This window comes from Agromyces mariniharenae (genome assembly GCF_008122505.1).
Lineage (GTDB): Bacteria > Actinomycetota > Actinomycetes > Actinomycetales > Microbacteriaceae > Agromyces > Agromyces mariniharenae.
On the sequence record NZ_VSSB01000001.1, the window covers coordinates 2,112,587 to 2,125,866 of the forward strand.

Here is a 13,280-nt window from a genome sequence, read left to right on the forward strand (position 1 = left end):
GCAGGACGCAGCCTCGACCCTCACTCACCCGATGCCGCGAGCATCCGCTCGACGTACGGCGTCGCGGGGGACGCGCGCAGCTCCGCCAGCGTGCCGCGCTGCGTCATGCGGCCCCCCTCGAGCACGAGCACGGAATCCGCGAGGGCAGCGGCGTCCGCCGGGCTGTGCGTCACGAGCACCGTCGCGCCGCCGAACTCCCGCACGTGCGTGGCGAGCTCGACCCGCATGTCGGACCGCACCTCCACGTCGAGGGCGGACATCGGCTCGTCGAGCAGCAGTACCTCGGGATCGGCGGCGAGCGCACGGGCGAGCGCCACGCGTTGCGCTTGACCGCCCGAGAGCTGGGCGGGCAGCCGGTCGGCGAGCGACATGAGTCCGTAGCGTTCGAGCCACGGCTCCGCGGCGGCGCGGGCGGCGGCGCGCGACCCGCGCATCCGGGCGGCGAACGCCACGTTGTCGCGCACGGTCAGGTGCGGGAAGAGCACGTAGTCCTGGAAGAGCACGCCGATGCGTCGGCGCTCCGGCGGGAGCCCGTCGACCGAGCGGGCGCCGATCGCCACGCGTCCCGACTCGAGCGGCACGAGCCCCGCGATCGCGGCGAGCACGCTCGACTTGCCGGCTCCGTTCGGTCCGATCACTGCGAGCGGATGGCCCGGCGCCACGTCGAACGCAGCGGCGATCCGCGTCTCGCCGCGGGCGACGACGACGTCGGCGTGCAGGGCTGGTCGGGTCGCGACATCCGTCATCATGCGCGCACCTCCGGCATCCAGCGGTCGCGCAGTCCGAGCAGCACGATCACTGACACGGCGAGCAGCAGCAGGGCGAGCGCGATCGCCTCGTCGGGATCCGACTGCATCGCGAGGTAGCTCGCGATCGGCAGCGTTCGGGTGACGCCGGGCAGGGAGCCCGCGAACGTGATGGTCGCGCCGAACTCGCCGAGCGCGCGCGTGAAGCACAGCACCGCGCCCGCTGCGACGCCCGGCGCCACGAGCGGCAGCGTCACGTGCCGGAACACCTGCCAGCGCGACGCCCCGAGCGTCGCGGCCGCGAGTTCCGTGCGCCGATCCGCCGAACGCAGCGCACCCTCCACCGCGAAGGTGAGGAACGGCAGCGACACGAACACCTGCGCGATCACCACGGCACCCGTCGTGAACGGCACGGTCATGCCGAACCACTCCTCGAGGAGCTGCCCGATCGGGCCGCGACGCCCGAGCAGCATGAGCAGGGCGATGCCGCCGACCACGGGCGGCAGCACCAGCGGCACGGTGACCGCCGCGCGCAGCGCCCTCCTCGGGAACGTCGGCCAGTCCGCGGCGCGGGCGAGGAGCGCCGCGAGCGGCACGCCGAGCACGAGGCAGCACGCCGTCGCGACCGACGCCGTCGTGAACGACAGCACGAGCGCCTGCAGGACCGACTCGCGCGCGAGCAGCTCGGGGAGGTCCGACCACGGAGCCCGCACGACCAGGGCGGCGAGCGGCAGCACGAGCACCGCGAGCGCGATCCCGGCCGCGACGGCGACGGGCCACGCCAGCCGTCCCGCGACGCGCGGTCCACGTCGTCCCGCGCCGCCCGGCCCACGCCCTGCGCGTCCGGTCCGGGGTCCTCGCCCGATCCCGGGTCGGTCCGACACGGGAGACGCCACTACGGCTTCCCGAAGCCCGCTTCGGCGAGCACCGCACGTCCCGCGTCGCCGGTCACGAACACGACGAAGTCCGCCGCCGTGTCGGCATCGCCGGCCTCGGCGAGCGCCGCGATCGGGTACCGGTTCACGACGGATGCCGCGCCGGGCACCTCGATTCCCTCGACCTCGTCGCCCGCCGCGATGACGTCGGTGCGATAGACGAGCGCCGCGTCGACCTCGCCGAGCGACACCTTGGTGAGCACGGCCTTCACGTCGGACTCGAGCGTGTCGGGCGCCGCCACCACGCCCTCCTGCTCGAGCAGCTTCACGGATGCCGCGCCGCACGGCACCGACGCATCGCAGAGGGCGATCCGGAGGTCGGCGTCGGCGAGGTCGTCGAGGCCGGTGACGCCCGCGGGGTTGCCCGCCGGGACGACGAGCTCGAGCGTGTTCGTCGCGAAGACCACCGGATCGCCCGCGAGCCCGGCATCGACGACGGTCTGCATCGGCGGTTCGGCCGCCGACGCGAACACGTCGACCGGCGCGCCCTCGACGACCTGCTGTGCGAGTGCGGCGCTGCCGCCGTAGCTCAGGGCGACGTCCACCGACGGATGCTCCGCCTCGAACCGCTCGGCGAGCTCGTCGAACGCCTCGGTGAGCGATGCGGCGGCGAACACCGTCAACGTCGTGGCCTCCGCGTCGTCGGTCGCATCGGACGGCGCGGGCGAGGCGGTGCCCCCGTTCGCGCCGCTGGACGCGCACCCGGCGAGCACGAGCGCCGCGAGCGCGCCGACGGCGGCGGCGGCACGCGGCATCCGCCCGATGCGCCGACCGGTCACCCCTCGCTCCCCGGCGGCAGCTCGATCGTGACGTTCGTCGCCTTCACGCTCGCGGCGGCGAGCATGCCGGGCTCGAGCCCGAGGTCGTCGGCGGCCTCGCGACTCATGAGCGACACGACCCGGAACGGACCCGCCTGCAGGTCGACCTGCGCCATGACGCCGTCGCGCTGCACGCGCGTGACGAGGCCGACGAAGCGGTTGCGGGCCGAGGCGCGCGCCAACGGGAACGCCTCGGCCAGCGCCGCGCCCGACCCGACCTCGGCCATGAGCGCCACGAGGTCGGTGCCGTCGACCACCCGCATGCCGTTCGCCCCGCGCCGGAGCGTGAGACGCCCGTGCTCCCCCCAACGGCGCACGGTGTCGTCGCTCACTCCGAGCAGGGCGGCGGCCTCGCTGATGCGGTACTCGGGCATCATCTGATCCTCAGGTGCGTGGTCACAGCGCGATCCTATCCGTACCTGCGGATTCATGCGATAACGGTCGGACGGGCCGCACCGCCTGCGAGAATCGGAGCATGCCCGCGATCGATCCCGACTCGCCCCGCTACGCCCGCCAGCGCGTGCTGCCCGGCTGGGGCACCGACGCGCAACGCCGGCTCGCCGACGCCCGCGTCGTGGTGCTCGGCGCCGGCGGCCTCGGCAGCTTCGTCGTGCCCTCGCTCGTCGCGGCCGGCGTCGGCACGGTCGTCGTCGTCGACGACGACGAGGTCGACGTCACGAACCTGCACCGCCAGCTCCTGCACGCGCCCGGCGACCTCGGCCGGCTCAAGGTCGAGTCCGCAGCGGATGCCGCGTACGACCTGTCGCCCGACACCGACCTCGTCCCGGCGGCGATCCGATTCGACGAGACCGTGGCCGACGAGCTCCTCGCCGGCGCCGACCTCCTCGTCGAGGGGACCGATGACATCCTGACCCGCTACGCGGCCGACGACGCCGCGGCGCGCGCCGGCATCCCCCTCGTGTGGGGATCCGCCGCGAAGTTCTCGGGCCAGGTCGGCGTCTCGTGGGATGCGCGCGGCGTCTCGTACCGCGACCTCTTCCCCGAGCCGCCCGCCGATGCCGGGCTCAGCTGCGAGATCGACGGCATCCTGCCCACGGTCTGCACCGTGACGGGCGGCATGATGGCCGGCGAGGTCCTGAAGCTCCTCACGGGGATCGGCGAACCGCTGCTCGGTCGCGTCGTCGTGTACGACGGGCTGAGCGGCCGATCGCGCGAGATCGCGTACCGCCGGGCGGAGGATGCCGCGAAACGACCGGTCGAGCCGGAACCCGCTCGGCCGGCTCCGCAACCCGCGGTGCCGGGCGACGTCGCGCCCGCCGCGCTCGCCGGCGAGCTCGCGTCCGACGCGCCGCCGCTGCTCCTCGACGTGCGCGAGCCGTGGGAGGCGCAGATCGCGACGATCGCGGGCGCCACGCTCATCCCGCTGCCCGAGCTCGCCGACCGTGCGGGGGAGCTGGATCGCGCGGCATCCGTCGTCGTGTACTGCCACCTCGGCGTGCGCTCGGAGTACGCCGCACGCCTCCTCGCCGGATCGGGCTTCGCGAACGTGCGCAACCTCGTCGGCGGCATCGACGCCTGGTCGCGCACCGTCGACCCCGCGGTCGCGAGGTACTGAGATGGCGAGCTGCTGATGGCCGACCGCATCCCCGTCGACGAGCACGCCGCGTTCGTGCGGTCGCTGCTCGCGGGCCTGGGCGCACGGCCGACCGAGCGGGTCGCGCTCGCCGAAGCCCTGGGCCGCATCACCGCCTCTCCGGTGGAGTCGCCCATCGCGCTGCCGCCGTTCCGCAACTCGCAGATGGACGGCTTCGCGGTGCGTGCCGTCGACGTGGCGGATGCCCCGGTGTCGCTGCCGATCGCCGGCGAGGTCGCCGCCGCGGCGGGCGATCCCGCAGCGCTCGAGCCCGGGACCGCCGTGCGGATCATGACGGGCGCGCAGGTCCCGGCCGGCGCCGACGCGATCGTGCCCGTCGAGGACACCGAGCCCGACGGCGACGGCGGCGTCCGCATCGGGAGCGCTCGGCGCGCCGGCGAGTACGTGCGCGAGGCCGGCTCCGACCTCGCCGCCGGGGCCGACGTGCTGCCGCCCGGACTGAAGCTCGCGTCGCGCCACCTCGCGGCCGCCGCGGCATCCGGCCTCACCGAGCTGCTCGTGCGCGAGCGCGTGCGCGTCGCCGTGATCAGCACGGGCAGCGAGCTCGTCGCGCCCGGTGCCGAGCTCGAGCCCGGCGAGATCCCCGACGCGAACGGCATCGCGCTCGCCGCGGCCGTTCGGTCCGCGGGCGGGGTCGTCGTCCACGAGGCGCGCGTTCGCGACGCGGCCGACCGACTGCGCGCCGAGCTCGACACGGCCCGCGAGGCCGAGGCCGAGCTCATCCTCACGAGCGGCGGCATCTCGCAGGGCGCCTACGAGGTCGTGCGCGAGCTCATCGAGCCGCTCGGCGCGTGGGTCGGCTCGGTCGCGATGCAGCCGGGCGGCCCGCAGGCCACGGGCGCGTACCGCGGCATCCCGCTGATCGGCTTCCCGGGCAACCCCGTGAGTGCGCAGCTCTCCTTCGAGCTGTTCGTCGCGCCGACCCTGCGGGCGATCGCCGGACTCCCCCAGGCCCGTCGCGAACGCCTCGAGCTCGCCGCGCCGCTCGTGTCGGTCGCCGGCAAGCGGCAGTTCCTGCGCGGGCGGCGCACCGACGACGGGCGTGCCGAGGTCGTCGGGGGACCGGGGTCGCACCTCGTGGCGGCGCTCGCGGCATCCGACCTGCTCATCGTCGTGCCCGAGGACGTCACGTCGCTCGACGCCGGCGCCGTCGTGGATACCGTTGAGCTATGACCTCGCTCACCCACCTCGACGACGACGGCCGTGCACGCATGGTCGACGTCGGCGGCAAGCCCGTCACGCGTCGCGTCGCGATCGCCGAAGGCCGCCTCGACACCACGGCCGAGGTGGTCGGCCTCGTGCGATCCGACGGCCTGAAGAAGGCCGACGTGCTGCCGACCGCGCGTATCGCCGGCATCTCGGGCGCCAAGCGCACGAGCGAGCTCATCCCGCTCGCGCACATCGTGCCGCTCGACGCGGTGTCGATCGACTTCGGGTTCGAGGAGACGGCGGTCACCATCCGCGCGACCGTCTCGACGACCGCGCGCACCGGCATCGAGATGGAGGCGCTCACCGCGGTCGCGATCGCCGGCCTCACGTTGCACGACATGGTGAAGGCCGTCGACCCGGCGGCGCAGCTCGGCGGCATCCGGCTCGTCGAGAAGCGCGGCGGCAAGCGGGGCGTCTGGCGAGCGGATGCCGCGGGCGAGGCGCTCGTCGAGGAAGCGCGCACCGCGCCGGCTCATCCGCGCGCCGCCGGCATCGCCGAGGTGCTCGTCGTGTCGACCCGCGCGGCCGACGGCGCCGCCGAGGACACGACCGGCCCGATCATCGTGGACTGGCTCCGCGAGCGCGGCTTCGACACCGACGCGCCCGTGATCGTGGCGGACGCCGACGTCTCGCAGGCGCTGCGCGGCGCGGTCTCGGGATCGCCCGCCGTGCTCATCACGACGGGCGGCACCGGGGTGAACCCTGGCGACCGCACCCCCGAGGCGACCCTCGCGATCCTCGACCAGGAACTGCCCGGCGTCGCCGAGGCGATCCGAACGGCCGGTCGCGCCGCCACCCCGACCGCGGCGCTGAGCCGCGCGCTCGCGGGCATCGCCGGGCGGACGGTCGTCGTCAACCTGCCCGGCTCGCGCGGCGGCGTCGCCGACGGGCTGCGCGTGCTCGACGAGCTGCTGCCGCACCTGCTCGACCAGGTCGCCGGCGGCGACCACGCGCCGCGAGAGGCGTCGAATGACTGACCCCGAGATTGCTGACCCCGAGGTCCTCGCGCTCGTGCTCGACGAGCCCATCGACCGCGCGGCGATCGAGGCGTTCGTGCAGTCGCCGCAGGACGGCGCGCTCGTGACGTTCGAGGGCGTCATCCGCGACCACGACCACGGGGCATCCGTCGCCCGCCTCGACTACCAGGCGCATCCCGAGGCGGAGCGGTTCCTGCGCGAGACGTGCGCCGAGGTCGCCCGCGAGACGGGCCTGCGCGTGGCGGCCGCCCACCGCATCGGGTCGCTCGCCATCGGGGACGTCGCGCTCGTGGCCTCCGTCGCCGCGCCGCACCGCGCCGAGGCGTTCGCGGCGTGCGCCCTGCTCGTCGACCGGATCAAGGAGCGCACGCCGATCTGGAAGCGCCAGCACCTCGAGGGCGGCGCGACGGAGTGGGTGAACCTGTAGCGGCTTCGGGTGCCGCTCAGCCTCCCGAGAACGGCGGCAGCACGTCGACGTTCGCGCCGATCGGCGCCGCCGCGTCGCGCCGAACCACGCCATCGACGAGGAACGAGCCGTTCGCGACGACCCGGGCCATCGCGGGCCCGTAGCGTCCGACGAGCAGGTCGCGCAGCTCGCCGACGGTCGACCCCGCCTCGGTCGCGGCGAGGGTCTCCTCCTCGACGCCGGCCGCCTCGGCGGCCGCCGCGAAGTAGCGCACGGTCACGGATGCCACGTCAGCCCCCGATCCCGCCCATGGAGCGCACCGGGCGGTGGAAGTCCGCCGCGTCGATGCCGTGGCCGGCCTGCTTGCCCCACATCGCGGCGCGCCAGCGGTCGGCGAGCTCGGCATCGGATGCCCCGTCGCGGAGCATCGCGCGCAGGTCGGTCTCGTCGTCGCCGAACAGGCACGAGCGCACGGTGCCCTCGGCGGTCAGGCGCGTGCGATCGCAGGCGGCGCAGAACGAGCGGGTCACCGAGGCGATGATGCCGACCGTCGCCGGGCCGCCGTCGACGAGCCACTCCTCGGCCGGCGCCGACGGGTCGTCGCGGCCGACGGGCTCGATCGCGAAGTGCTCGCCGAGCACGTCGAGGAGCTCCTGCGCGTCGACCATGTTCTCGCGGAGCCAGGTCTCGTCGGCGTCGAGCGGCATCTGCTCGATGAAGCGCAGGCGGCATCCGTGCTCGATAGCCCAGGCGAGCAGGGTCGGCGCGTCGTGGAGGGTCTCGCGCATGGCGACCGCGTTGACCTTGAGCGGCCCGAGCCCGGCGCGATGCGCCGCGGCGATGCCGTCGAGCACGCGCGGCAGCCGATCGCGGCGGGTGAGCCGCGTGAAGTGCTCCCGGTCGAGCGTGTCGAGCGACACGTTGACCCGGCTGAGCCCGGCGTCCTTCAGGGCCTGGGCCTTGCGGTCGAGGCCGATGCCGTTCGTCGTCAGCGCGAGCGGCGTGCCGGGGGCGGCCGCGGCGCTCAGCGCGACGATCTCGACGAGGTCGGCGCGCGTGAGCGGCTCGCCGCCCGTGAAGCGCACCTCGGTCACGCCGAGATCACGCACCGCGATGCCGACGAGTCGCGCGATCTCGGTCGACGAGAGCAGCTCGTCACGTGGGATCACGGGCAGGCCCTCGGCGGGCATGCAGTACGTGCAGCGCAGCGAGCAGGCCGACGTGATCGACACGCGGAGGTCGCGGGCGACGCGGCCGAACCGGTCGACGAGCCCCGGGACATCCGGTCGCCCCTCGGTCGACGGCGCAGCCGACGGCGGCCGGCGCAGAGCCGGCATGCCGAGCGAGAGGGCCGCCATGCCTCCACACTAGGCGCTCGCGTGTTTCGCGCCGATGTCCGCCGGCGAACGGAAGGGGTCGACTGCACTCGATTCCGTGACAGCGCCCGCGCTCCTCACTACCCTGAGACGAGTCGGGAGGAGACGCCATGTCGTTCATCACTCGGGGGTTCAGCGGACGCGGTCGCGAGCGCGACGACCGGCTCCCGCCGGGGCAGACCCTCGTCACCGATTTCCCGGTCCTCTCGGCCGGGCCCACGCCCGAGGTGGACACCGACGACTGGGAGTTCACGATCCGCACCGAGACCGGCGCGCACTCGTGGAACTGGGACGAGTTCATGGCGCTGAAGATCGACGACGTCGACACCGACATCCACTGCGTGACGCACTGGTCGAAGCTCGGCACGCGGTGGCGCGGGGTCTCGCTCGACACGCTCTTCGAGGACGTGGAGACCCAGTACGACTACGTGATGGCGCACAGTTACGGCGGCTACACGACGAACGTGCCGCTCGACGAGCTGCTCGACGGCAAGGCGTGGGTCGCGTTCGAGTTCGACGGCGAGCCGCTCGACCCCGAGCACGGCGGCCCGGCCCGGCTGCTCGTGCCGCACCTCTACTTCTGGAAGAGCGCGAAGTGGGTGCGCGGACTGGTGATGATGGACCAGGACGAGCCCGGCTTCTGGGAGCAGAACGGGTACCACATCCATGGGGATCCGTGGAAGGAGGAGCGGTACTGGTGAGCGACGCTCCGACCGCGCAGGCCGTCGCGCCGAGCGCGGCGCCGCTGGCCGTCCCGCGCTCGGGCTGGCACGTCGCCACGGTGGCCGCGACGCACCGCGAGACGCCCAACGCGACCCGCATCGAGCTCGACGTGCCCGGCTGGCCGGGCAATGCGGCGGGGCAGCACCTCGACGTGCGCCTCACCGCGCCCGACGGCTACCAGGCGACGCGGTCGTACTCGATCGCCTCGTCGGGGTCGTCGACCCGCGTCGTGCTCGCGGTCGACAAGCTGCCCGACGGCGAGGTGTCGCCGTACCTCGTCGACGACGTGCGCGCCGGCGACATGCTCGAGGTGCACGGCCCGCTCGGGGCGTTCTTCGTCTGGGCTCCCGCGGCCGACACGGGCGACCATCGACCGGTCCAGCTCATCGCCGGCGGGTCGGGCGTCGTGCCGCTCTACGCGATGGCGCACGCGCACGCGGATGCCTCGGACCCGACGCCGTTCCGCCTGCTGTACTCCGTGCGCACGCCCGACGACGTCTACTTCGATGACGAGTTCGCGACGCTCGTGGATGCCGCGGCCCCGCTGCAGCTCGACGTGGTCTACACCCGCCGCGCGCCCGAGGGCTGGGCGACGGCGCCCGGCCGGATCATGCGCGAGGCCCTGGAGGCCGCCGTGTTCCCCGCGTCGGAGCGCCCGCGGGTCTTCGTCTGCGGCTCGACGGGCTTCGTCGAGCGCGTCGCCGACTGGCTCGTCGAGCTCGGCCACGACCCGCGGTCGATCCGCACCGAACGATACGGAGGCGCATGATGGAGCACGTCGACGGCAACGCCATCGCGGGTCCGCTCGCCGAGTTCTTCACCTTCGACGCGACGATGGCCAGCGGGCGGTGCGTCGGCTGCGGCACGGTCGCCGAGCTCGCCAGGGCCATGGTCTACCGCAGCGGCGCCGGCACGGTCGTGCGCTGCAGCACGTGCGACACCGTGCTCGCCACGCTCGTCGAGTCGGGCGACCGCGCCTGGATCGGCCTCAGGGGCGTGACCGCGATCGAGGTGCGTCGGACGCCATCGGAGGGCTGACACTCCACGGGGAGCACGCCATGTGGATCGGCTGGATCGAGTTCGACCTGCTGCTCGGCGACGTGCACTCGCTGAAGGACAAGCGGGCCGTCATCCGGCCGATCCTCGCCGACCTGCGCCGAGCCACCGAGGCGAGCGTGGCCGAGGTCGCTGAGCAGGACCTGCACCGTCGCGCCGTGCTCGGCGTCGGCGTCGTGGCATCCGGAGCCGAGCGCGTGACCGACACGCTCGACCGCGCCGAGCGGCTCGTCGCCTCGCGGCCCGACGTCATGCTGCTCTCGGCGCGGCGGCGGCTGCGCCGCAGCGACGACGACTGAGCGGATGCCGCGGCTGCGGCCGCACGCCTCAGCTCGCGACGACCTCCCCGTCCTTCCACACGCGCGCAATGAGCGGCACGCCCGGACGGTAGGCGAGGTGCACGTGGCTCGGCGCGTCGAGCAGCACGAGGTCGGCCGGGCCGCCCGGGCGGATCGCCCCGACATCCGTGCGCCGCAGCGCTGTCGCACCCCCGGCGGTCGAGGCCCAGAGCGCCTCGGCGGGCGTCATGCCCATGTCGCGCACGGCGACCGCGATGCAGAACGGCATCGAGCTCGTGAAGCTCGACCCCGGGTTGCAGTCGCTCGCGAGCGCCACCGTGACGCCCGCGTCGATGAGGCGCCGCGCGTCGGGGTACGGCTGCCGGGTCGAGAACTCGACGCCCGGCAGCAGGGTGGCGACCGTGTCGGATGCCGCGAGCGCCGCGACCTCTGGGTCGTCGAGGTAGGTGCAGTGGTCGACGGATGCCGCGCCGAGCTCGATCGCGAGACGCACCCCGTCGCCCGCGCCGAGCTGGTTGCCGTGCACTCGCACGCCGAGGCCCATGGCCGCACCCGCTTCGAGCACCCGCCGGGACTGCTCCGCGGTGAAGGCGCCGCGCTCGCAGAACGCGTCGATCCACTTCGCGTGCGGCGCGCAGGCCTCGAGCATCTCGCCGACGACGAGGTCGACGTAGGCGTCGGCGCCCGTGCCGGGATCGCCCGCCGGGTCGGCGTAGTCGGCCGGCACGACATGCGCGCCGAGGAACGTGACCTCGTCGGTGACCTCGCGGGCGAGGCGCACGATGCGCTCCTCGTCGCGCACCGAGAGCCCGTACCCCGACTTCACCTCGAACGTCGTGGTGCCCTGGGCGTGCAGCTCGGCCACGAACCCGGCGAGGCGGGCGCGCAGCTCGTCGTCGGTCGCGGCGCGGGTCGCAGCCACGGTCGAGCGGATGCCGCCCGCCTCGTAGCGGCGCCCGGCCATGCGCGCGGCGAACTCCTCGGCCCGGTCGCCGCCGAAGACGAGGTGCGTGTGGCTGTCGACGAAGCCCGGGAACACGGCACGGCCGCCCGCGTCGACCACCTCGACGTCGGCGTCCCACAGCGACCGGTGCTCCTCGCCGTCGCGCCGCTGCTCGCGCTCGTGCCGCAGCTCGTCGTCGTGCGACGGCACGTGCGCGGCGGGCCCGATCCACGTGATGCGGCCGTCCTCCACGAGCACGGCCGCATCCCGCACGATGCCGAGCGGGCCGCCGTCGCGGTCGGGAGCCGGGTCGTTCGTGACCAGTTCGCCGACGTTCGTCAGCAGCATCCGCTTCACTGCACCGCCATCAGTCATGCGTGCGCTCCCGATCGTCGCGTCGATGCCGGGCGAACCGAGACCCGTCATGCGTCCATCATGGGCACGCGCAGGCCGCGCTCGCGAGCCACCTCGACGGCGCGGTCGTAGCCCGCGTCGACGTGCCGCATGACGCCGGTGCCCGGGTCGTTCACGAGCACGCGTGCGATCTTCTCGGCCGCGAGGTCGGTGCCGTCGGCGACGACCACCTGGCCGGCGTGGATCGAGCGCCCGATGCCGACGCCGCCGCCGTGGTGGATCGACACCCAGGTCGCGCCCGACGCCGTGTTCAGCAGCGCGTTGAGCAGCGGCCAGTCGGCGATCGCGTCGGAGCCGTCGGCCATGGCCTCGGTCTCGCGGTAGGGCGAGGCGACCGAGCCCGAGTCGAGGTGATCGCGGCCGATGACGACCGGCGCGCTGAGCTCGCCCGAGGCGACCATCTCGTTGAACTTCAGGCCCGCGAGGTGGCGTTCCTTGTAGCCGAGCCAGCAGATGCGAGCCGGAAGGCCCTCGAAGTGCACCTTCTCGCCGGCCTGCGTGATCCAGCGGCGCAGGTGCTCGTCGTCGGGGAACAGCTCGAGGATCGCGCGGTCGGTCGCGGCGATGTCGGCCGGGTCGCCCGAGAGCGCCGCCCAGCGGAACGGGCCCTTGCCCTCGGCGAAGAGCGGGCGGATGTACGCGGGGACGAAGCCCGGGAACGCGAAGGCACGGTCGTGCGCGAGCCCGCCGAGCTCCGCTTCGCGGCGGATCGAGTTGCCGTAGTCGAACACCTCGGCGCCGGCTTCCTGGAAGCCGACCATCGCGTCGACGTGCTTCGCCATGCTCTCGCGGGCGCGGGTCGTGAAGCCCTCGGGGTCGGATGCCGCGAGCTCGTGCCACTCGTCGACCGAGACGCCCTCGGGCAGGTACGACAGCGGGTCGTGCGCGCTGGTCTGGTCGGTCACGATGTCGATCGCCACACCGCGCGCGAGCAGCTCGGGGAACACGGTGGCGGCGTTGCCGACGAGGCCGACGCTGAGCGGGGTGCGCGCGGCCTTCGCGGCGAGCACGCGCTCGATCGCGTCGTCGAGGTCGTCGGTCAGCTCGTCGAGGTAGCCGTGGTCGACGCGGCGCGCCAGGCGGGACTCGTCGACGTCGACGATGAGCATGACGCCCTCGTTCATGGTCACGGCGAGCGGCTGGGCGCCGCCCATGCCCCCGCAGCCGGCGGTGAGCGTGAGCGTGCCGGCGAGCGAACCACCGAACCGTGCGCGCGCGATGGCGCCGAAGGTCTCGTAGGTGCCCTGCAGGATGCCCTGCGTGCCGATGTAGATCCAGGAGCCGGCCGTCATCTGGCCGTACATGGTGAGGCCGAGCTGCTCGAGGCGGCGGAACTCGGGCCACGTCGCCCAGTCGCCGACGAGGTTCGAGTTGGCGATGAGCACGCGCGGCGCCCACTCGTGCGTGCGGAAGACGCCGACGGGCTTGCCCGACTGCACGAGCAGCGTCTCGTCGGGTTCGAGGTCCTCGAGCGTGCGCACGATGGCGTCGAACGACTCCCAGTTGCGGGCGGCCTTGCCGGTGCCGCCGTAGACGATGAGGTCGCCGGGGCGCTCGGCCACCTCGGGGTCGAGGTTGTTCATGAGCATGCGCAGCGGCGCCTCGGTCTGCCAGCTCTTCGCGGTCAGCTCCGAGCCGCGGGCGGCGCGGACGGTGCGCGCGGGGGCGGGGGGTGCATCGGTCATGCCTCGATCCCACCGCACGCGGCACGCTGCGACAACGGATGCCGCGGGGTGCGCGTCCGGGATCCCAGACGAGGAGGG

16 protein-coding genes are annotated in these 13,280 nt (G+C 74.0%); 8 read left to right on the plus strand and 8 right to left on the minus strand.

Going from position 1 to position 13,280, the window contains the following annotated elements; translation table 11 throughout:
• Positions 1 to 20: 20 nt before the first annotated feature.
• Genes FYC51_RS09795 through FYC51_RS09810 form a run of 4 tightly spaced genes read right to left on the minus strand, consistent with a single transcriptional unit; the run spans position 21 to position 2,873 of the window.
• Positions 21 to 749 carry a sulfate/molybdate ABC transporter ATP-binding protein gene (locus FYC51_RS09795; RefSeq protein WP_148733366.1) on the minus strand — a complete coding sequence of 243 codons (729 nt, stop codon included), beginning with the start codon at positions 747 to 749 and terminating at the stop codon, positions 21 to 23.
• Complete coding sequence (modB, locus tag FYC51_RS09800; protein ID WP_420797230.1) at positions 746 to 1,630, minus strand: molybdate ABC transporter permease subunit; 885 nt, start codon at positions 1,628 to 1,630, stop codon at positions 746 to 748. Before modB ends, FYC51_RS09795 begins: the two co-directional genes overlap by 4 nt.
• A gap of 11 nt (positions 1,631 to 1,641) precedes the next feature.
• Positions 1,642 to 2,460, minus strand: a complete 819-nt coding sequence (gene modA / locus FYC51_RS09805; RefSeq protein ID WP_238476288.1) for a molybdate ABC transporter substrate-binding protein — start codon at positions 2,458 to 2,460, stop codon at positions 1,642 to 1,644.
• Positions 2,457 to 2,873 (minus strand): TOBE domain-containing protein, encoded by a 417-nt coding sequence (locus FYC51_RS09810; RefSeq protein WP_148733368.1) that lies wholly within the window; start codon positions 2,871 to 2,873, stop codon positions 2,457 to 2,459. Before FYC51_RS09810 ends, modA begins: the two co-directional genes overlap by 4 nt.
• A gap of 101 nt (positions 2,874 to 2,974) precedes the next feature.
• On the opposite strand from FYC51_RS09810, the gene FYC51_RS09815 reads away from it, so the two are divergent.
• Genes FYC51_RS09815 through FYC51_RS09830 form a run of 4 tightly spaced genes read left to right on the plus strand, consistent with a single transcriptional unit; the run spans position 2,975 to position 6,727 of the window.
• A complete protein-coding gene (locus FYC51_RS09815; protein WP_148733369.1) occupies positions 2,975 to 4,075 on the plus strand; it encodes a ThiF family adenylyltransferase in 1,101 nt (366 codons plus the stop codon).
• A 15-nt stretch (positions 4,076 to 4,090) separates the two neighbouring features.
• Positions 4,091 to 5,287, plus strand: coding sequence for a molybdopterin molybdotransferase MoeA (locus FYC51_RS09820; protein WP_148733370.1), 1,197 nt, complete (start codon positions 4,091 to 4,093; stop codon positions 5,285 to 5,287).
• Positions 5,284 to 6,300 carry a bifunctional molybdenum cofactor biosynthesis protein MoaC/MoaB gene (moaCB, locus tag FYC51_RS09825; RefSeq protein ID WP_148733371.1) on the plus strand — a complete coding sequence of 339 codons (1,017 nt, stop codon included), beginning with the start codon at positions 5,284 to 5,286 and terminating at the stop codon, positions 6,298 to 6,300. The genes FYC51_RS09820 and moaCB overlap by 4 nt, the downstream gene beginning before the upstream one ends.
• Complete coding sequence (locus FYC51_RS09830) at positions 6,293 to 6,727, plus strand: molybdenum cofactor biosynthesis protein MoaE (RefSeq protein WP_148733372.1); 435 nt, start codon at positions 6,293 to 6,295, stop codon at positions 6,725 to 6,727. The genes moaCB and FYC51_RS09830 overlap by 8 nt, the downstream gene beginning before the upstream one ends.
• Before the next feature lie 16 nt (positions 6,728 to 6,743).
• Here the strand turns inward: FYC51_RS09830 and FYC51_RS09835 are convergent, their stop codons facing one another.
• Both FYC51_RS09835 and moaA read right to left on the minus strand, forming a co-directional pair.
• On the minus strand, positions 6,744 to 6,995 hold the full coding sequence (locus FYC51_RS09835; protein ID WP_148733373.1) for a MoaD/ThiS family protein: 252 nt from the start codon (positions 6,993 to 6,995) through the stop codon (positions 6,744 to 6,746).
• 1 nt (position 6,996) lies between these two features.
• On the minus strand, positions 6,997 to 8,064 hold the full coding sequence (gene moaA / locus FYC51_RS09840; protein WP_148733374.1) for a GTP 3',8-cyclase MoaA: 1,068 nt from the start codon (positions 8,062 to 8,064) through the stop codon (positions 6,997 to 6,999).
• 128 nt (positions 8,065 to 8,192) lie between these two features.
• Between moaA and FYC51_RS09845 the strand changes: the two genes are divergently transcribed.
• The 4 genes from FYC51_RS09845 to FYC51_RS09860 are packed head-to-tail and all read left to right on the plus strand — an operon-like array spanning position 8,193 to position 10,160.
• Positions 8,193 to 8,783, plus strand: a complete 591-nt coding sequence (locus FYC51_RS09845) for a sulfite oxidase-like oxidoreductase (RefSeq protein ID WP_148733375.1) — start codon at positions 8,193 to 8,195, stop codon at positions 8,781 to 8,783.
• Entirely contained in the window at positions 8,780 to 9,574 is a 795-nt protein-coding gene (locus FYC51_RS09850; protein ID WP_238476289.1) for an FAD-binding oxidoreductase, read from the plus strand. The genes FYC51_RS09845 and FYC51_RS09850 overlap by 4 nt, the downstream gene beginning before the upstream one ends.
• Positions 9,571 to 9,843: a DUF6510 family protein gene (locus FYC51_RS09855; protein ID WP_148733376.1), complete on the plus strand. Its 273-nt coding sequence runs from the start codon at positions 9,571 to 9,573 to the stop codon at positions 9,841 to 9,843. The genes FYC51_RS09850 and FYC51_RS09855 overlap by 4 nt, the downstream gene beginning before the upstream one ends.
• Positions 9,844 to 9,863: 20 nt before the next feature.
• On the plus strand, positions 9,864 to 10,160 hold the full coding sequence (locus FYC51_RS09860) for a DUF503 domain-containing protein (RefSeq protein ID WP_148733377.1): 297 nt from the start codon (positions 9,864 to 9,866) through the stop codon (positions 10,158 to 10,160).
• A gap of 28 nt (positions 10,161 to 10,188) precedes the next feature.
• Here the strand turns inward: FYC51_RS09860 and hutI are convergent, their stop codons facing one another.
• Together hutI and hutU are read right to left on the minus strand one after the other, a co-directional pair.
• Complete coding sequence (hutI, locus tag FYC51_RS09865) at positions 10,189 to 11,478, minus strand: imidazolonepropionase (RefSeq protein ID WP_187432650.1); 1,290 nt, start codon at positions 11,476 to 11,478, stop codon at positions 10,189 to 10,191.
• A gap of 47 nt (positions 11,479 to 11,525) precedes the next feature.
• Positions 11,526 to 13,202 (minus strand): urocanate hydratase, encoded by a 1,677-nt coding sequence (gene hutU, locus FYC51_RS09870; RefSeq protein ID WP_148733378.1) that lies wholly within the window; start codon positions 13,200 to 13,202, stop codon positions 11,526 to 11,528.
• Between the last annotated feature and the right edge of the window lie 78 nt (positions 13,203 to 13,280).